General features: G+C 63.7%; 20 protein-coding genes. 6 read left to right on the top strand and 14 right to left on the bottom strand.

Features of this window, described 5'->3' with window-relative positions; all coding sequences use genetic code 11:
• Positions 1-118: 118 nt before the first annotated feature.
• From QUE25_RS10240 to QUE25_RS10255, 4 genes are read right to left on the bottom strand one after another with little or no spacing between them, the layout of a single operon-like run.
• Positions 119-1783: a sigma-70 RNA polymerase sigma factor region 4 domain-containing protein gene (locus QUE25_RS10240; RefSeq protein ID WP_286264668.1), complete on the bottom strand. Its 1665-nt coding sequence runs from the start codon at positions 1781-1783 to the stop codon at positions 119-121.
• Entirely contained in the window at positions 1780-2136 is a 357-nt protein-coding gene (locus QUE25_RS10245) for a hypothetical protein (RefSeq protein ID WP_286264669.1), read from the bottom strand. The genes QUE25_RS10240 and QUE25_RS10245 overlap by 4 nt, the downstream gene beginning before the upstream one ends.
• Positions 2117-2458, bottom strand: a complete 342-nt coding sequence (locus tag QUE25_RS10250; protein ID WP_286264670.1) for a hypothetical protein — start codon at positions 2456-2458, stop codon at positions 2117-2119. The genes QUE25_RS10245 and QUE25_RS10250 overlap by 20 nt, the downstream gene beginning before the upstream one ends.
• Positions 2459-2517: 59 nt before the next feature.
• On the bottom strand, positions 2518-3297 hold the full coding sequence (locus tag QUE25_RS10255) for a ParA family protein (RefSeq protein WP_286264671.1): 780 nt from the start codon (positions 3295-3297) through the stop codon (positions 2518-2520).
• 391 nt (positions 3298-3688) lie between these two features.
• Here QUE25_RS10255 and QUE25_RS10260 point away from each other — a divergent pair, with 391 nt between their 5' ends.
• Positions 3689-4393: a hypothetical protein gene (locus tag QUE25_RS10260; protein WP_286264672.1), complete on the top strand. Its 705-nt coding sequence runs from the start codon at positions 3689-3691 to the stop codon at positions 4391-4393.
• Between the two features lie 209 nt (positions 4394-4602).
• Here the strand turns inward: QUE25_RS10260 and QUE25_RS10265 are convergent, their stop codons facing one another.
• The 3 genes from QUE25_RS10265 to QUE25_RS10275 all read right to left on the bottom strand — a co-directional run bounded on the left by QUE25_RS10265 (position 4603) and on the right by QUE25_RS10275 (position 8078).
• Entirely contained in the window at positions 4603-5418 is an 816-nt protein-coding gene (locus QUE25_RS10265) for a tyrosine-type recombinase/integrase (protein WP_286264673.1), read from the bottom strand.
• Positions 5419-5764: 346 nt separating this feature from the next.
• Positions 5765-6199, bottom strand: coding sequence for a DUF2177 family protein (locus QUE25_RS10270; protein WP_286264674.1), 435 nt, complete (start codon positions 6197-6199; stop codon positions 5765-5767).
• Between the two features lie 4 nt (positions 6200-6203).
• The gene (locus QUE25_RS10275; protein WP_286264675.1) at positions 6204-8078 is read right to left on the bottom strand and encodes an AMP-dependent synthetase/ligase; all 1875 of its coding nucleotides are present in this window, start codon (positions 8076-8078) and stop codon (positions 6204-6206) included.
• Between the two features lie 122 nt (positions 8079-8200).
• Here QUE25_RS10275 and QUE25_RS10280 point away from each other — a divergent pair, with 122 nt between their 5' ends.
• Both QUE25_RS10280 and QUE25_RS14890 read left to right on the top strand, forming a co-directional pair.
• Positions 8201-9067: a DUF1295 domain-containing protein gene (locus QUE25_RS10280; protein WP_286264676.1), complete on the top strand. Its 867-nt coding sequence runs from the start codon at positions 8201-8203 to the stop codon at positions 9065-9067.
• Positions 9068-9383: 316 nt separating this feature from the next.
• Entirely contained in the window at positions 9384-9971 is a 588-nt protein-coding gene (locus QUE25_RS14890; RefSeq protein WP_425332771.1) for an RBBP9/YdeN family alpha/beta hydrolase, read from the top strand.
• A 192-nt stretch (positions 9972-10163) separates the two neighbouring features.
• Here QUE25_RS14890 and QUE25_RS10285 read toward each other — a convergent pair whose 3' ends face one another.
• The 4 genes from QUE25_RS10285 to QUE25_RS10300 all read right to left on the bottom strand — a co-directional run bounded on the left by QUE25_RS10285 (position 10164) and on the right by QUE25_RS10300 (position 12967).
• Positions 10164-10382 (bottom strand): hypothetical protein, encoded by a 219-nt coding sequence (locus tag QUE25_RS10285; protein WP_286264677.1) that lies wholly within the window; start codon positions 10380-10382, stop codon positions 10164-10166.
• Positions 10383-10672: 290 nt separating this feature from the next.
• Complete coding sequence (locus tag QUE25_RS10290) at positions 10673-12133, bottom strand: ThiF family adenylyltransferase (protein WP_286264678.1); 1461 nt, start codon at positions 12131-12133, stop codon at positions 10673-10675.
• Between the two features lie 19 nt (positions 12134-12152).
• Positions 12153-12533 carry a hypothetical protein gene (locus tag QUE25_RS10295; protein WP_286264679.1) on the bottom strand — a complete coding sequence of 127 codons (381 nt, stop codon included), beginning with the start codon at positions 12531-12533 and terminating at the stop codon, positions 12153-12155.
• Positions 12530-12967, bottom strand: coding sequence for a multiubiquitin domain-containing protein (locus QUE25_RS10300; RefSeq protein WP_286264681.1), 438 nt, complete (start codon positions 12965-12967; stop codon positions 12530-12532). Before QUE25_RS10300 ends, QUE25_RS10295 begins: the two co-directional genes overlap by 4 nt.
• A gap of 478 nt (positions 12968-13445) precedes the next feature.
• Between QUE25_RS10300 and QUE25_RS10305 the strand changes: the two genes are divergently transcribed.
• Complete coding sequence (locus tag QUE25_RS10305; RefSeq protein ID WP_286264682.1) at positions 13446-14549, top strand: HigA family addiction module antitoxin; 1104 nt, start codon at positions 13446-13448, stop codon at positions 14547-14549.
• Between the two features lie 148 nt (positions 14550-14697).
• Here the strand turns inward: QUE25_RS10305 and QUE25_RS10310 are convergent, their stop codons facing one another.
• The 3 genes from QUE25_RS10310 to QUE25_RS10320 are packed head-to-tail and all read right to left on the bottom strand — an operon-like array spanning position 14698 to position 20644.
• On the bottom strand, positions 14698-17859 hold the full coding sequence (locus QUE25_RS10310) for a type I restriction endonuclease subunit R (RefSeq protein WP_286264685.1): 3162 nt from the start codon (positions 17857-17859) through the stop codon (positions 14698-14700).
• A gap of 3 nt (positions 17860-17862) precedes the next feature.
• Positions 17863-19053, bottom strand: coding sequence for a restriction endonuclease subunit S (locus QUE25_RS10315; protein WP_340312689.1), 1191 nt, complete (start codon positions 19051-19053; stop codon positions 17863-17865).
• Positions 19034-20644: a class I SAM-dependent DNA methyltransferase gene (locus tag QUE25_RS10320; RefSeq protein WP_286264687.1), complete on the bottom strand. Its 1611-nt coding sequence runs from the start codon at positions 20642-20644 to the stop codon at positions 19034-19036. Before QUE25_RS10320 ends, QUE25_RS10315 begins: the two co-directional genes overlap by 20 nt.
• A gap of 218 nt (positions 20645-20862) precedes the next feature.
• Here QUE25_RS10320 and mobC point away from each other — a divergent pair, with 218 nt between their 5' ends.
• Complete coding sequence (gene mobC, locus QUE25_RS10325; protein WP_286264689.1) at positions 20863-21258, top strand: plasmid mobilization relaxosome protein MobC; 396 nt, start codon at positions 20863-20865, stop codon at positions 21256-21258.
• The gene (locus QUE25_RS10330; RefSeq protein ID WP_286264691.1) at positions 21255-22928 is read left to right on the top strand and encodes a relaxase/mobilization nuclease domain-containing protein; all 1674 of its coding nucleotides are present in this window, start codon (positions 21255-21257) and stop codon (positions 22926-22928) included. Before mobC ends, QUE25_RS10330 begins: the two co-directional genes overlap by 4 nt.
• Positions 22929-23054: the final 126 nt, after the last annotated feature.

Consider the following 23054-nt stretch of genomic DNA (forward strand, 5'->3'; position numbering starts at 1 on the left):
CCGGCGAGTACGGCCAACGCGATGAATGCCGGGACAGCAGCGACGCAAGGCACGGTTAGCCTCCTGAATCGAACGCGGGATGCTCGATGCGTCAACGAAGCTTCGTGCGGAGCTGTGATCATCTCTCGTCCACCCCCAACTGCCTGCGGAGCACGTTCAGGCCGATCTTCATGTGGCGGTTGACAGTCGAAGGGCTGACATTGAGACGCCGGCTGATCTGGTCAAGTGACAATGGCTCGCCGGCGCGGGCAATGCCCATGGCCTCGCGCAGAATCTGGTTGCTGGGCCACGAGAGCCGATCAATGAGCTGGGCTGCGCGTTCTCCGTCGACGGTGTTCGTCGCAGTGTCTGCCGGATCTGGCAAGCCACTGACCAGATACTTGTGGTCGACGCCTTGATAGCTGTGCTCGCAGTACGTATCGGCCATCTGGACTGGGATCGGCAGCTTCGCGCTCGCGTGACGATGCCTGGACAGAGACCAGTCCGACACCTGAATCGCATAGGTCAGCCAGCGAGCTCTCTGTGGGTTCCACCGGTGCACCGACGCCGAGACCTCGGCTGCCGCCACGGCGAACCGTTCGTCCCGATCATGAGGTGCCGCTCCGACGCGCGACCAGATCGCCAACTGCACGCTGGCAACGAGCACCCCGACCGACTGCCGGCCCTCCCAACTCAGCCGCATGAGCTCTTCCGAGGAGGCGCCGTCCATCAGGCGCTTGGCACTCGGAACACCATCCAAAGCAGCCTGTGCAGCGACGCCAAGATCGCGCCGCCGTGCAAGCTCTTGTTCTATTGCCGGGGTGAGCCGCACCGATTCAACAGATGGCGGCTCCGCCGATGCAGGAGATAGCCGCCGGGTTCTCGCACTCGGGGTCACGACCGGCATCGCTCTCACCGACCCCTGCTCGGGAAGAGAGTTCGCAATGACGTTGAGGTGCGATGTGCTATGGCTGAGCCGAGCCGTGAGCTGGTCCAGTTCCTGGGCCGAAGCCAGCAGCTGGTCAAATGATCCTTGCGATGCCGCAGCAGCCGTCAGGAGGTTGCCGCCGACACCCGTTCGGATGAGGATCTGAAGAGTCTCAGACGATTCGCGATGCGACATTAGTGCGTCTCTGGTACTCACGGCGGCCATCGACAGCGCCGTCGCCTGAGCACGCGGCACGGTTCGCTGATCACTGCTGGACTGCCAGGTGCCGGTCGCTTCACGCCAGCCTTGGGTGCAGGCGGCCAGACTCTGTCGCAGGCGCGGGATGCCGATCTCATCGGCCAGCGGTGATTCAGCCTTCGACGCGAGGTGACTGGTGATCGCCAACAGCGCGATCTGTTGTCGGGCAACTGCGGTTAGCAGCTGGGGACCGGCGTCCAGGCTGGTTTGGGCAACTATGGCCGGCCACCTGCGCAGGGCCTCCTCAAGATCGTTGACTGGCGGGCCAGAGGCCGCATCAAGGGCTGAGCGTTCAACCCCGGCGAGCAACCCATCCCACCTGCCAGACTGGCCGCGACGAGAAGCGTGAGTAGCGATGGCCAACATCGTCCGTACTTGTTGCGCGTCCGGATTGCGCCCAGCGCTGAGCGCCTCCACGATGGGATGAATTGTCGCGTCTCTTCTTGGATCGACGAGTTGACTGACCGCGGCGGCGAACTCCACCGCCTGATCACGGATCCCGCCGGCCGCCAGTGTCGCTCGACTGGCGCGGGCAATCTGGGCCCAATCAGCCAAGGCAAGCGGATCACCGGAATTGAGCACGGTGATCGACCATCTGATCGCGTCCGAGGTACTCATGGCATGCGAAGCAGGTCGGAGATATCCAGCACGAGCTGTGCACCCGCACGCAGCGTCTCGCGGTCCAGCGCGTCCCAATCCCAAGCGGCTAGCTCGGCGTCTACGTGGACGAGGCACAGATCAGCGCTGGTGCAGGATGCGAGCTGCGGGCAGTCCGGAGGCTGGTCGGTTGGGGACTGGGGAAAGGCCGCCTGAAGAATCAAGAGTTGAGCCGGAAGCGTGCTGGCCGCAAGCTGCCACCAGACATCACCGCTGCGCCGATCGGAACCAGAGTCCACGTGCTCCAAGGCGCGATTCACCAAGGCCGACATCCGGGCAATCGATGTAGCTAGGTCAATGTTCATCGCTTTCACCTCCACACTCGATGTGCTGGCCGTCGGTCACAGGGGAAGATCCGCAGAGTCGTCCTTTGGGGATGGTGTCGACGCCGAGAGGCGCGAACTGCTGTCCGCCGTTGCAGCTGGCTTCGGCCTGGATGACCCGGTCTTCAAGCACGGCTGCGACCCAGGCCGACAGGCTCGTGTGGCCGGACGGCAGGCCTTCCGCTACGAACGCTGCCCGGACACGACCAAGAAGGTTCCGATCCAAGCGGACGGTCAGCTTGGTCAGCCGATTGCTGACCGCGGACGCATGTGATGGCCGTGCGGTGATGCCTGCGACCACGGGATCGTCCACGGGTTGCTTCATGGCGGCGATCGCCTGCGGATCTGGCCTGCGCGGTTGGGGGATGGGCTTCATTTCGGGCTCTCGATCCCCAGCTGGTCGGCTAGCGCAGCGACTGCGGACATGACCTCAATGCCCGCTCCTTCGCGTGGGACCGGTAACCGGTTCGTTGCGGCGACGCTGACGATCTCCCGGTCCGGAACTGGCGGATTCAGCAGCCATTCCCGGTAGTCCGCTGTGAGCACCTCGAAGTGCGCGCGTCGATCAACTCGGGTCTGTGTCCACCGATTTACGACAATGCCGGCCAACTCCAGGCGCGGGTTGTAAAGGGTTCGGACTGACGCGATGGTCTGCAAGATCTCAGCGATCGCGTTGACACTCGACGAGCGCGGCTCGGTCACGATCAGTGCCATCGAAGCAGCCGTCAGCGCGTTCACCGTCAGCATGTCCAACGATGGCGGGCAATCGACCAGCACCGCGACATAGGTGTCAGAGAGAGCGGCGATCACATCGCGCAGGCGTGACTCACGCCCGAGGCTTTGATCGAAGGCTCGATCCGCCAGACCGCGTTCGGCAGGAATCACGTCCACAGGACCCCAGGCATCTGCCGCGGGAGCCGTCGCGAGCCGCACCGCCCCGCTCAGATGGGCAGGCCGCGCCGGCGCGAGTAGGTCCGCTAGCGTCACACGGCCGTCGCTCTCGATACCGAGGATCGTTGACGCATTCGCCTGGGGATCGGCGTCGATCACCAGAACTCTGCCGCGCGCTGACAGCACATTCGCCAAGGCCGTGGTCAACGCCGTCTTGCCCACGCCACCTTTCTGGTTACAGATCGCCACCACCGGTGTCATCGTGTCCTCCTTCATTTGCCTTCACTGGTTATGAGTGCGTCCAGACAGTGGAATGGATCGATATCCACAGGGCTTCTTGTGAGAGTCCATCTGACGCACCCGCCAGCGATGCCGGACCCGCTGGCATGAGTGGCGTGCACATGCAGGCGCACAGGCCGCCACGGAGAGAATCGAAGGTCTTTGGCCTTAGCTGCGCCGCGGAGCGAGTTCCGTACGAAGATCGGAGACGCGGGAGAGCTAGCACCGGTCGATCTCGGTCGTGCATCGGCAGAATCGTGTGCCCGAGTAGCCTGCGCAGAGGATTGGGCGTGGAATCAACCTGAGATCTACATTCGGACTGGGAGATTCACCATCCTTCGGTGCGTCGGCGAACTCAGGAAAGAGGAAAATGATGGAGCACTTTGGTCTTAGAGTGCAGAAGGGTAGCAAGTACGGCTTGTCTATGACGCGTGACACTTACGCGCAGATCAATAAGCGATCGTCGCTTTGGCTGCCACGGGAGGCTGATCCTGAGTTGTGGAACGCGCGGTCCGCTGACTACGAGGACGAGGATCATCGCTTCTACACCGATGCTTGGTGTCTCCGGCAACAATCTGCAGCGCTCCGAAATTACGACCTCAACCTGGCATACTTTGCATCCCTCGATCATGATGAGTTTGACCAAGCACTGGGGAAGGTTATCGCCGTTCACGGAGAGCTGGTCGCGGTTGCGGACCTACGCCCCTGGGATGGCAAGCGGGGCCTGTATGTCCTCGTGCTCGATCGGTATTGTCAGGCGTACGTAGGCGTCACTACCGCAGCAGGTGGCATCAAGGCGCGCGTAAGACAGCACTGGTCGGCCAGTAGGTCCTTCGACCGGCTGATCTGGGGTGGGGTGGATACGTCAGTGCTTTCGATTGATAGCTTCCGCGCACTGGACACGACCAGGATATTCGCCGCAGAGACTGCCCGCCCCGAGCTGCTTGAGGATGCTGTGATTAATGCGCTTCCGGACAAGTTCGTGTTGAATCGCACGATCGGAGGAGGGGGTGATGCCGTGAGGCACGCTCTCTTGGCCGGAGTTGACGTCGTGAAAACGAGGTCACTAGTTGAATAGCTCCGAGCGACACTTGTCGCGCTTCCCTTGCCACGTCTCGACCCTTACTTTCAATGACTCTGGACTGGAATGAGCGCACAAGACACTGAGCGAGGCGCGAGCACACTTCATGAGTTCGCACGGGCCGAGTGCGTCGTTGGGCTGCCTACTGCTGACGAAGAAGGCTGAGGCACTCGTCTGTACCGGTCACGGTCCCGTTCCTGTTGCAGCTAGGCGACAGCGGCAGCCGCTGCTGCGCGTAGCCTGTCCTGCCCCAGCAGAACGTAGCCCTGGGTTGTTGTTGGGCTCGTGTGCCCCATGAGTTGCTGCGTAGACAGGAGGTCGCCTGTCTTGCCGAAGACCGTCGTGGCGAAGCGATGGCGCAACTGGTGAGCTGACCATTCGCCATCGGCAGCGTCCTTGATTAGCCTGCCGACCCTGTCCGCTGTGAGGTGCTGTCCCTCGTCGTCCGAAGGAAACACCCAAGTGGTCGCTTCCAGAAGTCGCCTGGCAATGTCGTCCGGAAGAGGCAGTATCCGGTCCTTGCGCCCTTTCCCGTGGACGATCAACGACCACCCAACAAGATCTTGAATCAGATCGTCGCGATGCACGCCGGCGATCTCGGCGCGGCGCAGCCCGAGTTGAGCTCCCAGATCGATCATCAACTGCACACGCGGTTCCGAAGCCGCGCGGGCAGCCTTCCAGATTTCATCAGGAACCGGCCGCGGGCAGGGTCCAGGTCGTCTGACGGCTGGCAGATTCTCGGCCGGGTCAGCCGTGCAGTAGCCGTACTTCGTAGCCCAGGTGAAGAAGGTCCGCAGGAATGTTCTCATGCTGCGCCTGGTCTCGGAGGCCCATCTGTTTGATGCGAGCCAGTTCTCGAGCGCGAGCTCGGACACGGAGCGTGGCCCGGCCGGAAAGGCGCGTGCGAGACGGTCGAGCTGATGCATCCGCGTCTTGATCGTCTCATCAGACCGATCGGCCGCGACCAAGTGGGCTTCAAATCCGGACGCCGGCGTTGCCCATACATCAGAAAACGCAACCATGAAAAGAACCATCGCACCGGCGGAAACGCCAAATCCGGTTATCCACAGACGCAATCTTCAGCTCTCAATATCGCGCCACGTTTGCGTCGCCAGTCGGAGAGCCTCACGACGCTACTTGAACCTTCGGGTCCAGGGTTCGAGCCCCTGTGGGCGCACCATTGCTCGGGCGACATCGGCTTACGCGGACGAGGCTCGGTCTCGAAACCCATGAGCCTGCACAGGAATGTTCCGTGAACCCAGCACTCAGATCGACGAGGCTAGCGAGCACATGCTCGCGCTCAGCGCTGCTCTCGCCCGGACGATGAGCTACGCAGAAGCCGCCCGGCACGCGATTGAGTACACCAGATCATTTCTGGTTGTCGGCACTGCCACCGCGCAGCCGGCGTAGCACGACGGTGGTGACCGCTGTGCAGACAGCGGAGGCCACCACGCCCCAGGCGATGTCGGTGATCGTGATGAAGAAGGGGACTTCGCGCAGTACCGCGGCGGCAGTCAGGGCCCAGGTGCCGTAGGTGCACGCCCCATAGAGCGCGCCATCCCGGACTCGGACGGGCAACGCGACATCTCGTCCGGGCTGGACTCCGAAGTGCACTAGGCCGGCGACGAAGCCGAGGTAGAACACGACGGCCGCCACCAGGTTGAATTGGCTGGCCAGCAGCGGTCCGATACCGGAGCGGTAGATCGGCTGCGCGACGAGTGGTATCCACACCCCGTCGAGCACCAAGAACACCGCCAACGCGATGCCGTAAGCCGACCACCAACGCTTCATGTCGTCCACCATCGAGTCATGCGGGCAGTCCTTCGCCGTGGTAAAGGCCCTCCACGATGTCGGCGACACCCGCGGTGAACGCGGCACGCTTCAGCTTCATGGTCGGGGTGACGACCCCGCCCGCCTCGCTGAGGTCGGCCAGCAGAACGGCGAAGCGACGAGCTTGTTCGGAGCGGGCCAGCCGCGCGTTGGCCGCCTTCACCACTCCGGTGATGGCGTCGGCCAGCCGGTTGTCGTTGATCGACAGCGCCCCGGTCAACGGAGGCTTCAGGCAGCCCAAGTCACCGATGCCGCGACGCGACGCCCAGTCACGGACGGAGTCGGGGTCGAGCAGCACCAGCCCGTTCAGATACGGCTTGCCCTCGCCCACCAACACAGCGTGGGCGACCAGCGGATTCGACTCGACCGCCTGTTCCCAGACCGCCGGCGAAACCGTCTTGCCACCCGAGGTGACGATGACATCCTTCACCCGACCGGTCAGCGTGAGGTGCCCGTCCTCGTCGAGGCTGCCCAGGTCCGCGGTGCGGAAGAACCCGTCAACAGTGAATGCGTCGCGGTTGTCGGCCTCATGCAGGTAACCGGGAAACACTCCGACACCTTTGACGAGCACCTCACCGTCGTCGGCGATCCGGACGGTGGCGCCGGGGATCGGCACGCCGACCGTTCCCGAGCGAATCGCGCCAGAACGGTGGCCGGTAATCGGCGCGGTGGTTTCGGTCAGTCCGTAGCCCTCGATTACCGGGATGCCTGCGCCCCGCAAGAACAGCGACAGCTCGGCGTCCAGCGAAGCCGCGCCTGACAACAGGTAGTCGATCCGGCCACCCAGTTTCTCGCGCAGCCGAGTGTAGAAAAGCGTGTCGAACAGCCCGTGCTGCAGCCGCAGCCCGAGCGGGGCGCGTGGTGCTGCCCCGCTGGTCGGGCCAAGGACGGCCGCGTCGCGAGCCTCGGCGAAGCGCCCCCATTCGACGCCGGTGCGCCGGGCCACCTCCCACAGCGCGCCGAGGTGCTTCTCCTGGGCAGCGGACGCGGCAGCCGCGTCGATCTTCTGCAAGACCCGCGGCGTCACCACCAAGAAAGTCGGACGCAAAGCTGGCAGGGACGAGATCACCTGTTTCGGGTCGGACAGGTGCGCGATCCGCATCCCCTTGGCCAAACAGATCAGCTGCAGGCCGCGGGCCAGCACGTGGGCGAGCGGCAGGAAGATCACGGTGTTGCCCCGGTCGTTCACCACCTCGGTGTAAGCGGCCGCGACGGCCAAGACCTCCCCCACGAAATTGCCGTGTGTGATCACCGCCGCCTTCGGGGCGCTGCTGGTACCGGAGGTGTAAACAATGGTCGCGATGTCGTCGAGGGTGGCCCGAGTGCGCCGAGCCTCGATCTCGGCATCCTCGATGGTCGCTCCGAGAAGCACGAGTTCGGAGAGGTCTGCGCCGGGCCGGGCGTCCATCGACCAGACACCGAGGGTGCGCAAGCCACCTGCCTGGAAGCCTTTTGTGAGCGCCTCCACGTGGGACGCGCTGCCGCCGATGCCGAGGCGCACCTGCGCATCTGCGAGCCGGGCAGCCACCTGTTCGTCCGAAGATGTCTCGTAGATCGGCACGACCACGCCGCCGGCGAACCAGATGGCGAAGTCGGCGATCGCCCATTCGTAGCGGGTGGGTGCCATCAGGGCCACCCGATCGCCCGGACGCAGACCGGCGGCTACCAGACCCTTCGCGACACCCATCACCTCGGCATGGAAAGCGGCCGTGGTGACCGGACGCCAGGCCGGACCGTGCGCGACGTCAAAAGCGATGTGGTCGGGATGACTGCGCACCCGCCGCACCAGCAGGTCGGTGACATTCGCGCAACCCTCGGTATCGACCCGCTCCTCGTTCGTGTACTCCTGCACGTGTCCCCCCGGTAGTCGCAGTGTCGACCAACTGTGTCCCACTTACTCAACCCAACTATGGTTCAACCCATTCCCCCTTCGAATGGAATACTGGCGGTATCCGCGTGGATGGAAGGGTCGGAATGTCTGAACAGAGCCGGAAAGCTGCGGTGGTGATCCCGATCGTCGTGCTGATGGGGGCGGGACTGGCCTGGGGCGGCAGTACGCATAGCCCGCAGGTCGCCGGGCTGCCGTTGTTTTGCTGGGCGGTGGCGGCCGCATTTGTGATCCAGTGGCTGGTGTACGTTCCGTCCCTGGTGCTGCGGACAGAGCGTTTCTTCGACCTGACCGGCAGCCTCACCTTCATCATCGTCACGGTGCTGGCGGCCGTGCTGTCTACCGACCTCGACCCGCGCGCGGGCCTGCTGGCGGCGATGGTGGTGATCTGGGCGGCCCGACTCGGCAGCTTCCTGTTCATGCGAATCCGCCGGGCCGGTGCCGACGACCGCTTCGACGAGATCAAAACCAACCCGCTCCGGTTCCTGCTGACCTGGACGCTGCAGGGGCTGTGGGTGGCGATGACGTCCGCGGCGGCGTGGATCGCAATCACCTCGGTCAACCGCGTCGGTCTGGACGCCTTCGCCATCATCGGGCTGGCGATCTGGCTTTTCGGATTCGGATTCGAGGTCGTCGCCGACCTCCAGAAATCTGCCTTCAAGGCCGACCCGGCCAACGCCGGGAGATTCATCAGCACCGGGCTGTGGGCGAAGTCGCGGCACCCCAACTACTTCGGCGAGATCGTGATCTGGACCGGTGCGCTGGTAGTGGCCATCCCCGTGCTGCGAGGCTGGGACTGGATCGCCCTGGCCTCACCGGTGTTCGTCGCCCTGTTGCTGACCAAGCTCAGCGGCATCCCGATGCTAGAAGCGAAAGCCGACTCGAAGTGGGGCGGCCAGCCCGACTACGAGCAGTACAAAGCCCGAACGCCGATCCTAGTGCCGCGTCCGTGAGGCGGTCGGGACCAGGATCGGGCGGTGCAGGCAACGGCCTTCAGCCGTTGGCGCCGGCCTGATGACGCTATTGTGCCGGGTCGCGGCCGCCTCGGGTTCTGCTCTGCCTCGTCCGCGTAAGCCGATGTCGCCCGAGCAGTGGTGCGCACCCTATGCACAAGGCTCGAGCTTTCGATCGATGACTCATTGGTCGAGGTTCGGGCCTTGTCGTTTGTGCTGGCCCGGATGAGCGCGTCGGCGTGAACCATCACGAAGAGGGCAGGATTGACTCGTCCGTTTCCTATGCGTAGAGGACTGATTGATGACCGCCAGCATGATGTGGCCCGTTGGCTCCGGAGAGCCGGACGTGGTCATCGTTCCAGGTTTCGGGGACTCCGGGGCGGGACACTGGCAGACGCGATGGCAGGATCAGAACCCACACCTGGTTCGCATCAGTCCAGCGTCGTGGACGGAGCCCGATCTCGGGGACTGGCTTTCGGCTCTTGAGCGGGCCGCCGATCATCGCCGGCCCGTGCTCGTAGCGCACAGCCTCGGCTGCCTGCTTTCGATCGAATGGGCGCGACGAAATCCGCAAGCTGTGGCCGGGCTGTTCCTGGTCGCCCTGCCGGATCCGGTTGCAGCGTCGTTCCCTCTCCCGGACTCGCCATTCGCGCGGATCGATCTGGAGCATGCTCTGCCGGTGCCCGCTCTTGTCATCGCAAGCGAGAATGATGAGTACTGCGGGTCGGAGCGTTCCGCCGAGATTGCGAGGGCTCTCGGAGCGGGGTGGATCTCGCTGGGGCCAGTCGGGCACATCAATGCCGACAGCGGACTTGGGCCTTGGCGTCAGGGCCGTGACCTGCTCACGGCGTTTGTCTCCGGCTTCGATCGCCAGCCGGAACCGCCATCGACAGTGCGGATCTGACGCCCGACCGGAGATGGCGCCCGAAAGATGGCGGCCGTGCAGGTAGCGCCGCACAGGCTTGTGGATGCGCTGCCGGTACAACCGCTGGGTGTGCGCTAGCACCTCGCCGACGGCCAACAATCGGGATCATCTTTCTGGTCTGGAGGGTGGGAGGCTGGGATGCGGGCTCAACAAGGTCGACGCCGATCGCCGTCACTGGTGGTCTTGGTCGTGGTCACGTCGCGCCTTCAGACCGAAGCTGGTCAGGTCCGAGGTGGCCCACCCGGCGTGGGCAACTTTCGTCCAGGCGCGCGTGGACGCGGGATCTAGCTCGTGGCGCCTGCGGTCGATGCCGTCAATGTCAGCGACATACGTGCGCAGCGCCTCCATGCGTTTGCGCAGGAACGACTGCGCCTTGAGTAGCAAGCTCATCGACGGGCTCCCTTCGGTTCTGCAAGGGGTGTAATGGCCCGCGTGCACGGCGCGGCGAGCCGATTCCGCGACAGCTTGGCTGTCAGACCCCGATGGTCAGACCCGGGCTGTGGCCGCTCGTAAGAGAGCGCCCATGGTGGTTCCCCCGCGGGGTATGACATCGCGATGTCTGAATTGCAGGCCGTTCCGAGGCTCGATCGAGTGCGGGCTGATCGTGGCCCAATCGCCTGGGAAAAGCCGAACACGACGGTCGGCCGTCGGCGGAGGAGATGGCTTCTTGGTCCGGTGAATTACCTGATCCGGGAGATCCGTCGTTGCAGGAAGTTCTCGACGGCGGCAAGGGCGCGGAGCCGGATCTGGGCCTTGCTGGTCGTGCGTTCGTGGACGATGGCGCGCCAGTCGTCGCGATGCTCGGCGATCGGGGTGCGGGCATCGCCGATGGCCGTCCGAGTCTCGTAGGGGCAGTACTGGCCGGAGCTCGCGATGGAGTGCTCGAGGGTGTGGGTGGATAGGATGTATCGGAGCGGTGCCGGGGTGCCGCGTCCGCCTGGATGGGCGGTAAGGCTGACGAATTGCGCCAGGAGCGCTCCGCTGACGCTTGCGGAAAGCGCAGCGACGTTTTGACGGGAGGGTGCATCCCGGTTTGCTCCTAAGATGTACTCGGGATCATCGAGTAGTCCCTCCTTGTCAAGGGGAATATCGCCGACGACGAGTTGGCCTAAGCAGGCCATGCACGGAGAACCGGGGACCAGAGTGTGTGCGCGCCATATCCCATTGCGCATGCGCCCGTCCGGGAAGGTGTCGAGCGCGATGCCACCGTCGATGACCGGGATGAGGTCCGAGTAGGCAATTGCGTTGAGCACCGCGCGCGGCCAGGGCCGGTCGACACAAGAGAAGATGACGTCGTAGTCCAGTGCAGTGCTCACTCCGACGGGGTCGGTGATGCTGACCTCGTGGCGCAAGACCTCGAATGGCTCTGCAGTCGCGGATGACTTCATCAGACGTGCGGCGACGTCAACCTTGGGTCGCCCGAGCGCGGCGTCGAGGCGGGTCGCGCCGATCATGCGATCCAGGTTCACCGCTTCGACTGCGTCATAATCCATAACGCCCACTGTCGCGAGGCCCGTCGCTGCGAGACGCTGCGCGACATCGAGACCGACGCTCCCGCTGCCGACGATCAGAACACGCAATCGCGCGATCGATGCCTGCGTCCGTTCTCCCCACGACGAAACAGTGCGTTGCTGCGAACGCGTCACGCGGGGAATCTGACGAAGCTCGTCGTTCCATGTGACAGCGAGCTTCGGGGAGACCGCCCGCACGGACTCCGCCCATGTCGGCGTGCTCTTGTCGAACCAGAAGCGAGCTGACCATGAAGTGTCGCGTCCGGCGAGCGTCATGCCTAGGAGCGGCATCTTGGTGATCCTCCGTGCGACGCGCTCGTACTCTGACTCGGTCTCCCAGTCCATGCGGCTGAGCCCCTGCCAGCCGAGAGCACCAGGGTGGGAATGGAGGACCGCAACTCCATCACCGAGGGTCTGCGCTTCGCTTGACGCGCGAAGTACATACCTGCTGGTGAACGACGCGTTGCCGTGCACGTGACGGTCGTGTTCGTCGGGGAAGATCACGGACCGGATGAGAGCCGTCGTGCGTTCGGCGCCCGTGGAGAGTCGGTACGATGCGATGAGCACGTCTTCCTGCCCGTCGTCGCGGATGAGGTGCTTCCGCATGGCCGTCTCAATCTCCTCAGTCATGGCTACCGAGTACCGCACGTCAGACCGTCTCCGAGGTCGCGATGGATATGAAGCCGCGCACATGCCGGAGCCATGCGAGAGCGGGCGGCACGGACATGTCGGTGTAGACGAATTGGCGGGAGTGTCGTTTCCATCCGGGAGGGCAGTCGATGTTATCCGTGTTCGTCTGGGCGAACTTGATTGAGTCGTGCAGGTGGATCCAGTGAGGCGGTACTGCGGGCCAGCTCTGTACCTCGGACACGCTTACCCCGGTTGTCACCATCTGTCCCGCGAGCGCGCCGTCCACAGCCTTGACGCGGTAGAGGACTTGCGGACCGTCGATCCAGGCCGGAGCGCCCGCAGCAGTCATGTCCTCAAGGAACTGGAGGAGCGCTCCGGTCGGGATGAGCGGGTCGCTCACGCGACACCACCAACGTGCTTGGCAGTAACGAATTCGTTACCGTTTGTGATCTTCACGATCGTCGCGTCCCGGAATGATTCTGTGCCGCCCGTCGGCAGGATCCGAGCGAGGTCGTAGTCAGCGGGATCGACTCCGGCGAGACGGAGGAGGGCGGCCGCGGTCTGGTCGTCGTCGTAGGTGTTGTATGGCTCGCCGTCGATGGTGAATCGGATCTTCTGCCGGGAGACGAATCGCTCGCCATCTTTGAGGTTGACGATCTGGCCGTCACGAATCTCGTTCTCTACACCATTCCGTTTGACGAGGAAGAGGTCGAAGATCTTCGGATCGCGCCCGGCGAGTCGGAGCAGTGCCGCGGCTTCTTGGTCCTCATCCTGAGTGGTGAATGCCTTGCCGTCGATGAAGATCTGCAGAGGCGCTGGGGTATTGGGGGCCATTTGGCCCTCCTTCCTTATTGCGTGTCGCTGCCCCGCTGACCTGTAAGCGGGTAGCATGTACCTATCTGGTAAATCCACCATAGCACAAGTACTGTTTACCAAAGAGGTAAAGCTTTGCAGTTCGCGTGGCTCGACGCTCAGCTCCAAGGCTGTTGCGCCTCCAAGGGCCTTCTCCGCTCCGCCGCCGGGGCGCAGGCTGAGGCGGCGGAGGATCTGCTTTGCGTTGTCTCGCAAGCCCCGCGGCTCGAAAGCCTCGCAACGTTCCAAAGCGTTCGAATCGACGTCAAGGCGGGAGACCTGACTCTCTCGATCGAGGAGGTTGACATGTACGCAAGACCGCTCAGCTCCGACGGGGTGCCCTGCACCCTTATGGACCGAGCGTCATTGCTTGATCACGCTCTCACACAAGCGCTCCTTATCCGGGACCTACGCGTTCGCGGCCAATCGATCCTTCGGTGCACGAGCTGAATCGAGACTCATGACCAGATATACCGCTTCAGATGCCCACTTCGACTTCGCACCCCGGCCAGGTCGTCTGCTCCAACGAGAACTTGACGCGCGCGGCATGAGCCAAGCTCAGCTCGCCGCGCGCACCGGGCTGAGCCCAAAGCACATCAATCTCGTGATCAAGGGAACAGCGTCACTTTCGCCTGATGTTGCAGTCACCCTGGAACAGGTCCTCGGCACCTCTGCGGAGACCTGGCTCCGCTCAGAAGCGGCGTACCAGGCGCAGGAGGCACGAATCGAGAAGCGCAATGCGCTCGCTGGCTTCGTCGACTGGGCCGGATCCTTTCCTCGCCAACTCCTTGTCGACCGCAAAGTAATTGACACGACAGATTCCGGTACCGAGGTCGCGGAAAAGCTCCTCGCCTTCTTTTCTGTGGCATCGCCTAACGCATTTGCACGAACCTGGCTCGAGCCTCAAGCCTCGTACAAGAGAAGTCAGGTCTATCCGATTGATCCGAACCTCACGGCCCTCTGGCTTCGGCTCTCGGAGCTGCACGCGTCTGAACTCATCGCCAATGCTCCGACCTACGACCCGGTGAAACTGACCGCCGTCGCCGCACTCATTCCCAGGCTCACTGTCAATGATGTGGGCAGTGCGTTCCAGGAAGCGCAGAGTCTGCTGCTCAGCGCCGGTGTCGTTCTCGTATTCGTACCAGAAATCCCGGGTACTCGAATCAGCGGCGTGTCTCGCTGGATCAGCGGGACTCCAATGATTGCTGTGACAAGCCGATACAAGTCGCTTGATGGCCTGTGGTTCACGATTCTGCATGAGATCGCTCACGTTCTTCTTCACCCGAAGAGAAGCACTTATGTAGATGTCTCGTGCAAGGCGAAGGATGACGCTGACCTGCACGAGACGGCCGCAAATGCATTCGCTGAGGATCTTCTGATTCCTCCTGCCTACCAGGCGACCCTCGTTGAGACGACCACGCCGCAGGGAATTCTCTCTCTGGCAGAGACACTCGGCGTCTCGCCGAGTCTGGTTGCGGGCCAGTGGGCTTTCCGGACCAACACTTGGGGTGGGCCAATCGCGAAGCTGCGAAGCAAGGTTGATCTCGCGGAGGTGCTCACGTAGACAGGGCAGTAATCTCTGAACCTGCCCATCACCCCGGAATCGCATTCGGGAGGATCAAAATCCGGAACAACCAGGCACAGCGCCTGATTCCCATCGGTGGAGCACCTTGCTCTGTCTGCTCCTGGATGTGGGGCTTGGCTGCCGACTGTCATCTCGACTCCGAGGAGCCGAGGACCTCGGCTTGTTTGAGAATGAGCTCGGTTGCCGCGGGGGCCTTGTCCGGCGGGTAGCCATGCCTGAGCAGCAGCCGTCTGATCGTCGAACGTAGCTTGGCGCGCACTTGCTCCTTGACCGCCCAGTCGGTCTTGGCGTCGCGGCGGACGATCTCGGTGAGTTCGTGGGCGATCTGTTTCATGACGTCGTCCTGTAGTGCTTCGACCGCGGATTCGTTGGTTCGCAGGGCGTCGTAGAAGGCGAGTTCGTTGTCGGATAGTCCGGTCTGCTGCCCACGGTTGCGTTCAGCGGTTAACGCTTGCGCGAGCCGGACGAGCTCTGCCACGACGGCGGCGGTGTCGAGGCTGCGGTTCTGGTAGCGGAGCAGGGATTCGTTGAGCATGTCGGAGAATTCGCGGCCCTTGACGATGTTGCGTTTGGCGATGGCCTTGATCTCGGCGTTGAGCAGTCGTTTCAGGGCTTCCATCTGAACGTTGGGGCGGTCGGATTGGGTGATCTTCTTGACGAAGGCATCATCGATCAGCGAGATGTCGGGGTTCGCGATCCCTGCTTCCGCGTAGATGTCCACCACGCCAGTGCCGGTCATGTTCTCCGACACGATCTGTCGGATGGCGGTGTCGAGTTCCGCGGCGGTGTCGGTGGCGCCGCGCCCCGCGTTCTCGATCTTGGCGATCGCGGCGCGGACGGTGTCGAAGTAGGCAACGTCGTCGCGGATGCGGGTCGCCTCTGGGGTGGCCGGGACGAGCGAGAAGAACGACCGCAGTCGCTTGGTGTGCTCCACGAAGCGCTGCTTGGTCGTCAGGGGCTTCTTCTCCTCGTCGGTGGTTTCGACACCTTCCAAGGCGTCTTCGACGTGTTCTTGGTCAAGCAGCCACTCCACACAATCCATGACGGCATGGAGGAACGCCTTAGGGCCCTTGTCTGCCAGCAGGGGCCGCCAGCCGAAGCCGGCCAGGATCGAGACTACGATGTCGTGTTCCTTGAGCATCTCCGGGATGGCCGTTTTCTCGATGTCGGCACCGACCTGGCCGTTGTCCTGGTCACGTTTGGTGTAGTCGGCAAGCGCCTCTTTCAGGTCTTCAGCGATACCGATGTAGTCCACGATCAGCCCGGCGGGTTTGTCCTTGAACGTGCGGTTCACCCGGGTGATGGCCTGCATCAACGACACACCGCGCATCGGCTTGTCGACATACATGGTCGTCATCGCGGGCGAGTCGAACCCGGTCAACCACATGTCCCGGACGATGACCATCTCCAGGGGATCGTCGGGGTCGGAAGCTCGCGCCTTCAACGCCCGCATCTGCGCTTTGTTCCGGATGTGTTCCTGCCAGGACTCGGGATCGGTCGCCGACCCCGTCATGACGACCTTCATCCGGCCCTTGGTGTCGTCCGGGTCGTACCAGTCGGGACGCAGCGCCTTGAACTTGTCGTGCAGGGCGACCGCGATCCGCCGCGACATCGTGACGACCATGCACTTGGACTGCGGCATCAGCTCGTGACGGGCCTCCCAGTGGGCCAGAATGTCGCGGGCCAACTCGTCCAGCCGCTCGTCTGCGCCGACGATAGCCTCGACCCGTGACCAGCGCGACTTCAGCCGCTCCTGGGCTTCCTCCTCAGTACCCGAGACGGCGTCAGCGAACGCGTCGTCGATGTCGTCGAATGCTCCTCCGGGCAGGCGCACCTTCGCCAGGCGGGCCTCGTACAGCACCTTGACCGTGGCACCATCCTCGACCGCCTGAGTGAGGTCGTAGGTGTCGATGACATCACCGAACACCGCCGTCGTGGACCGGTCCTTCACCTCGATGGGTGTACCGGTGAAGCCGATGAAGGTGGCGTTCGGTAGGCCGTCGCGCAGGTGTCGGGCGAACCCGTCGATGAAGTCGTAGTTCGAGCGGTGGGCCTCGTCCACCATCACGACAATGTTGGTGCGTTCCGACAAGACGGGGAACTGGATGCCGGCCTCGCGTTCGTCCTTGGACAGTCCGAACTTCTGGATCGTGGAGAACACGATGCCGCCCGATTGGCGACCGGTGAGGAGGTCCTTCAAGTCCTGCCGGGACTCGACCTGCACCGGCACCTCCGGCAAAGGTGCGCCGGGCCTGGTCGCTGCGAAGGTCTCCTCGAACAGTTGATTGTCCAGATCGTTGCGGTCGGTCAGCACCACCAGCGTCGGGTTGTCCATCGCCGGGTGCCGCATCAGTTTGCCCGCATACCAGGCCATCTCGAACGACTTGCCCGAACCCTGCGTGTGCCACACGATCCCGGCACGGCCATCGCCCTCGACCGCCTCGATCGTCTCTGCGACCGCTTTGGTGACGGCCCAGTACTGGTGGTACTTCGCGCCGATCTTGGTGGCCTTCTCGCCGTCACCGGTGAACGCGATGAAATTGTGCACCCAGTCCAGGAACACCTCAGGGCGTAGGTAGCCCTCGACCATCACCTCGATCTCGGGCCGGTACTTCGGCGCCAACGACTGGCCGTCGACGGTCTTCCACGTCTGGAAATGGTTCGCAGGGGCCGTGAGCGTGCCCATCCGGGCCAAGATGCCATCCGAGAGCACTACGCCCTGATTCCACGTGAACAGGTCGGGAATCTGAGCCTTGTAGGTCTGGATCTGTGCGTATGCTCCGGCGAGGGTGGCGTTCTCCTCACCCGGCTTCTTCAACTCCAGCAACCCGAGAGGCAGGCCGTTCACGAACAGCACCACGTCCGGACGCCGGTCTTTCTTTGGCCCCTGAATGGTGAACTGGTTAACCGCTAGTAGATTGTTCGCGAGTGGGTTCGCCCAATCCACGAGTTGCGCCCGCGCATTTCGTAGGACGCCCTCGGCGTCGCGGTATTCGACCGGTACGCCGAAGATCAACAACTGGTAGGCGCGCCAGTTCTCGGTTTGGATGACAGCCGATTCGGGACGGATCGCCGTCTTGATGGCATCCTCGACAGCATCCGAGGGGAGCTCGGGATTGAGCTCGATGATCGCGCCCCGCAGCTGTTCCACAAGCACGACCTCGCGGTAGTCCGAGCGTTCTGCGCCGGGCATTCCCGGCGCGATCTCAGGGCCGTGGAGCGTCTGCCAACCGTGGCCGGCCAGCATCTCCAATACCCAGTCCTCCAAGTCGGACTCCGCGACAGCCATCGCTCAGGCCACCCCCTCCACCTCAGACACTCGCACCCGGCCCGACATCAGCAGCGGAAGAAGCTCGTCACGTTGACGAGCCAGCTCCTGTGCTTCGAGGCGGAGCTCTAGTGCGGCCGACCAGATCGGTTCGATGGCAGGGCCGAGGCGGGCGATGGTGTCCGGATTAAGCCCTGTCATTGGTACATCGAGATTCGCACGCTGGATGTGGCCCATCGTCGTCGCCTTGTCCTTCGCCAGACTGACGAACCAGGGCAACTGTGCCTCAATGAGGGCGAAAACGTACCAGTCTGGCACCTGGTTGGGGATCACCTTGAAGACATGCTGGTTGACCAGTCCGTCCGTGTAGATCCAGCGGTTGACCATCAAGGAACCAGACCAAACGAACAGGATGTCTCCGACGCGGGCAATTCGGCCGTCATCGGCGACGGCAACCGAACTCCAGACAGTGTTTCCACCTGGTCCAGAACGAACCTCGGGGGTCCTGATCACGGGCCGGCCAGTGCCATCAGCGCCGTTGGTGAAGTTGCGTCCGTTCACGAACGAGGCGACCTCGTTAAGGCTAGTAGTGACTGACGATGCGGCGAGGGCACCAGAGACCCAAGTCCTGCGTAGGGCGTCCAGCTGCTCCGCCAGCCGTCGATCCGTCCTGATGAGGTCATCGAAGGCCCCGAGTACATCCGCGATGCGCCGTTGCTCGTCACTAGGGGGAAGGGACACTGGAATGCGTTCAAGAATCTCCTGATTGAGCGATGCCATCGTCGAGCCGCCTGCCTGCTGAACAAGCCAACGACGGATGAAGGGGCTTGCCACATGGTACGCAAGGAACCGACCGCAAACGTCTTCACCAACCCGGATGCGAAGGGCATCGGATCCGAGAAACCAACCGTCCTCTGTCGAAGACACGTAGCAGTTCCGTTCAACACCACCCTTGCGAGCGAAGACCACGTCTCCTTCACGTAGTCGAAACTGGGGTAGTCTCTCAAGGGTCGCTTCACCAACTCGAGGGGTGCTCGAGGAGATTCGGAACTCCCCGTGGCCTATCTCCCCTGTCGAAATCAACGGGACGCCTTCCGATACGTACTCCGCTGCCTTCAGCATCGTGCCGAAAGGGCCGGTCTTGATGTCACATCTCCCCTTGGCGCACAGGTCTCGTAGCGTCAACGCCGGCCAACTATCCACGATTGACCACATCCAGTGTGTCTAAGGCGCGTTCAATCTTCTCGTGTATCTCTGAACGTCGTGTCAGGTCGGCGCGAATCCCGGCGACTAGCCCACCGATCCTCTCCTCAGTTGACACACCGTCGTCCTCCTCCAGTGCTGCGCCGACGTAGCGCCCCGGGCTGAGGGCGTAGCGCGCGTCCGCGACCTGGCAGATCTCGGCAGAAGCGCAGAAGCCGGGCACATCCTCATAGGGCTGAAGGTCCGGAGTGCCACGCCATGCGTTGTACGCGTCAGCGATTCGCGCCACGTCCTCGGACGCGAGGTTGCGGTGGGTGCGTGATTCCATGTAGCCCATGTCGCGAGCGTCGATGAACAGCACCTCGCCCTTGCGGTTCCGCTGTGGTCGTTCAGACCCCACCTTGCGTGCGGTCTTGTCCTTGGTGAGGAACCACAGCGATACGGGAATTTGCACGGAGTAGAACAGCTGCGAGGGCAATGCGACGATGCACTCCACGACGTCGTCCTCGATCATCTTGCGGCGAATGTCTCCCTGTCCGGACGAGTTGACCGTGAGCGAGCCGTTGGCCAGTACCACGCCCATCGTCCCTGTGGGAGACAGGTGATGGAGCATGTGCTGTAGCCAGGCGTAGTTGGCGTTGCTGGGTGGTGGGGTTCCGTATTTCCAGCGCTTGTCATCGGTGAGGCGTTCGCCGCCCCAGTTGGAGATGTTGAATGGTGGGTTGGCGAGGATGAAGTCTGCGCGTAGGTCGGGGTGTTTGTCGTCGTGGAATGAGTCGCCCCATTCCGGGCCGAGGTTGGCTTCGATGCCTCGGATGGCGAGGTTCATCTTCGCGAGCCGCCAGGTGGTGGGGTTCTGTTCTTGGCCGAATACGGAGATGTCGTTGCGTGCGCCGCCGTGGGCGGTGACGAAGTGTTCGGCTTGGACGAACATGCCGCCTGAGCCGCAGCAGGGGTCGTAGACGCGTCCGTTGAAGGGTTGGAGCATCTCGACCAGCAGCGAGACCACTGAGCGGGGCGTGTAGAACTCGCCGCCGTTCTTGCCTTCGTTGGAGGCGAACTGGGCGAGGAAGTATTCGTAGACGCGTCCGAGGACGTCGGTTCCTTGGTGTTCGGCTGCGGCGAGGTCGTCGCGGGAGAAGGTGTCGATCAGGCCCGCGAGCGTGCTGGGGGTGAGTTCGCGGCGGTTGAAGTTCTTTGGGAGTACGCCCTTCAGGGATGGGTTCTCCTTCTCGATGGCCTCCATCGCGGCGTCGATCCGGGAGCCGATGTTGGGCTGTTTCGCGGCCTTGCGGAGGTCGCTCCAACGGTGGCCTTCGGGGACCCAGAACACGCCTGCGGCGGTGTACTCGTCTCGGTCGTCCAGGACCATCTGTCGGGCGGCGGCGGTGGGCATGAAGTAGTCGCTCGTTTCGTCTTGTACAAGTGCTTCGAGCTCTGTTCGGCGGTATTCGAACTTGTCCGAGACGTACTTCAGGAACAGCAGCCCCAAGACCACGTGTTTGTACTCGGCTGCATCCATGTTTGAGCGGAGCTGGTTGGCGGCAGCCCAGAGGGCGTCCTCCAAGCCGAGGGGAGCGGTCTTCGTACCGCGAGGTGCCATGTGATGGAACTCACTTCCTTGTCAGGGGTCGCTCCGTTCATCCTAGAGCTTCGCACCGACGTGCCCTGCCCTGACGGAGAGGCGACTTGCGGAGAGCAAGCTAGGACTTAGCCGGGCTAAGTCGTGGGTGCTGTGCACCGGTGATTTCACACCTGTGGTGAGCCCACCCGGCCGGGTGGGGCGCTGCGCTGGGCGTTGGGTCCGGAGGGGGTGCGGAGATGGTGGAACCGGGCGGTCTACGACGGCTGTCTCGCCGGCGGGCACGCAACGTGACCGGCGGGCGTCCGTTCAGGCATGAGGTGAAGGTTTCCGAGGCCGAGGAGGCGCAGCTGGTGGTTCTTGCGGCCCGGCACCGAGTGACGATCCCGCGGTTGTTGGTGATGTCGACGTTGGAGCGTTCGGACGAGATCACGGCGGCGGATAAGCGTGAGCTGCTGACGGAGTTGTTGGTGATTCATCGTTTGCTGGGGAACGTGGCGAACAATGTCAACCAGATCGCTAAGGTGGCGAACTCGACACGGGAGTTGCCGCCGCAAACCGACGCGGTGCTGTCCGCGGCCTGGTCGACACTGCACAGGATTGACGGTCAGATCGAACGGTTTGGTCTATCGTGATCCCGAACGTGCGGCGTGGCCAGGACATGGTCCGGCTCATCAAGTACCTGGTGGGCCCGGGGAAACGCAATGAGCATACGGATCCGCATTTGGTGGCGGGCAGTTCGTGGCAGATGGCCTGGCACAGCGACGCGGAGCTTTCGTATGCGGACGCGACCGCGATGGGCAACGATCTGGAGGCTCCCACCAGGGCGTTCGATGTCGAGGTGCCGCGTGGGCATGTGTGGCATTGCTCGTTGTCGCTGGATGCTGCCGAGGGACGGCTGGCTGATGATGAATGGGCCGAGATCGCCGAGCAGTTCATGACCCGCATGGGGTTTGTCACCGATGACCTGGAGCAGCCGTCGTTGCGGTGGGTGGCGATCCGTCACGGGGTGTCGAGCAACGGCAACGACCATATTCATCTGGCGGTCAACTTGGTGCATGAGGACGGGTCGGTGGCCGATGTGTTTCGGGATTGGAAGCGTGCCCAGTCGGCGTGCCGCGAGCTTGAGGCGCAGCATGGCCTGCGACAGGTGGGCATGAACGGATGCTCGTGCATCGGATACAAGCCCGGCGAGATCGAGGCCGAGGCCCGCCGTAGGGCCCGTGCCGCGCACGCGCGAGCACACGAGGCCGGACGAGAGCAGCGCACCTGGGGCGAGATCCCGAAGGCTGAACGGCACGCGATCGTCGCGCATTACACGCCGGCCGAGGCGGTGCGGTGGATGCTGGCCCGGCAGGTGCGGGCGGCCAGCACGGCGGCGGCTGATGAGGGGGAGTTCGTCCGCCGGGTTCGCCGGCAGGGTTTGTTGATCAGGCCGCGGTTCGCGCGGGGTACTCAGGATGTGGTGGTCGGCTATCGGGTGGCGGCGCGTCCTCGGTACGGGGAGCGTCCGATCTGGTTCGGCGGTGGCCACCTCGCCCATGATCTGACGCTGCCCAGGTTGCGGGAGGCGTGGCCGGACACACCCCAAACCAGCTTGGCGGCATCGGCGGAATGGCGTGCCGCATGGCGTGGTATCCGGGTCGCAGAGCCGGGACGCGAAACTCGCGAACCCGCACCCGGCCTGCCGCAGAAGCTGACCGCCGATCTGGACGCCATGCGCGCACAGCTGCACGCGATTCCACCCAATGACCTGGCCGGGTGGGGGCGAGCAGCGGGGCAGGTGTCGGGCGCGCTGTCGGCGTGGTCAGTGGCCACCGAACCCGCCCCCGGTCCGTTGGCGCAGGCCGCGGACGCGATCGCCCGCTCGGCCGAACTGCGTCGCCCGCCGCTGCCGCGACCGGACCGGGTGTCCGGGATGTCGTCGATCGCCGGGCTGATTCTGGCCGGGGTCGGGAAGGGACGCAAGACCCAGGAGATGCTCACCCGGACGCTCCTGTTGCGGCAGTTGCTCGCTCTCGGTAGGGCGGTCGCGGAGGCGCACCAGGCGGTCGGGGAGCTGCGCCGGGCTGAGCAGATCAACCGCGTCTTGAACACCCGGCTGGCGCCGATGCTGCAGCAGTTGGAGGCATCCATGCCGCGAGCGCACGGCACCGATCGGGTGCCGGCGCCAAGTGATCAGCAGTCGGTGGTGGCTGCTGCGTTCAGCCGGCCTGCAGGGTCGGTGACCCCACCGAGCCTGCCCGCACCACCGACGCCGGCGCGGCGTCCTGACCGCACGACCCCGGCCGGCGCCGAGCGATAACGATCTGATGGTGAGCGTCCGCGAGCAGATGCGGGCGCCGCCCCCTGCTCACCGTCCGGCTGACCGCCGCCGCGAGCTCAACCTCGCTGTCTCCCCGTGGCCGGCCGCACCCCGGCACGCCAAGGC

It is taken from the genome of Brooklawnia propionicigenes (genome assembly GCF_030297015.1).
Taxonomy (GTDB): Bacteria; Actinomycetota; Actinomycetes; order Propionibacteriales; family Propionibacteriaceae; genus Brooklawnia; species Brooklawnia propionicigenes.

Coding starts and splice junctions, on each gene's coding strand:
- QUE25_RS10310 (WP_286264685.1), bottom strand. CDS start 17,859: ATGGCTGTCGCGGAGTCCGACTTGGAGGACTGGGTATTGGAGATGCTG.
- QUE25_RS10320 (WP_286264687.1), bottom strand. CDS start 20,644: ATGGCACCTCGCGGTACGAAGACCGCTCCCCTCGGCTTGGAGGACGCC.
- QUE25_RS10260 (WP_286264672.1), top strand. CDS start 3,689: ATGGAGCACTTTGGTCTTAGAGTGCAGAAGGGTAGCAAGTACGGCTTG.
- mobC (WP_286264689.1), top strand. CDS start 20,863: ATGGTGGAACCGGGCGGTCTACGACGGCTGTCTCGCCGGCGGGCACGC.
- QUE25_RS10265 (WP_286264673.1), bottom strand. CDS start 5,418: ATGGTTGCGTTTTCTGATGTATGGGCAACGCCGGCGTCCGGATTTGAA.
- QUE25_RS10270 (WP_286264674.1), bottom strand. CDS start 6,199: ATGGTGGACGACATGAAGCGTTGGTGGTCGGCTTACGGCATCGCGTTG.
- QUE25_RS10300 (WP_286264681.1), bottom strand. CDS start 12,967: ATGGCCCCCAATACCCCAGCGCCTCTGCAGATCTTCATCGACGGCAAG.
- QUE25_RS10315 (WP_340312689.1), bottom strand. CDS start 19,053: ATGTGGTCAATCGTGGATAGTTGGCCGGCGTTGACGCTACGAGACCTG.
- QUE25_RS10280 (WP_286264676.1), top strand. CDS start 8,201: ATGTCTGAACAGAGCCGGAAAGCTGCGGTGGTGATCCCGATCGTCGTG.
- QUE25_RS10255 (WP_286264671.1), bottom strand. CDS start 3,297: ATGACACCGGTGGTGGCGATCTGTAACCAGAAAGGTGGCGTGGGCAAG.
- QUE25_RS10285 (WP_286264677.1), bottom strand. CDS start 10,382: ATGAGCTTGCTACTCAAGGCGCAGTCGTTCCTGCGCAAACGCATGGAG.
- QUE25_RS10240 (WP_286264668.1), bottom strand. CDS start 1,783: ATGAGTACCTCGGACGCGATCAGATGGTCGATCACCGTGCTCAATTCC.
- QUE25_RS10290 (WP_286264678.1), bottom strand. CDS start 12,133: ATGACTGAGGAGATTGAGACGGCCATGCGGAAGCACCTCATCCGCGAC.
- QUE25_RS10305 (WP_286264682.1), top strand. CDS start 13,446: ATGACCAGATATACCGCTTCAGATGCCCACTTCGACTTCGCACCCCGG.
- QUE25_RS14890 (WP_425332771.1), top strand. CDS start 9,384: ATGTGGCCCGTTGGCTCCGGAGAGCCGGACGTGGTCATCGTTCCAGGT.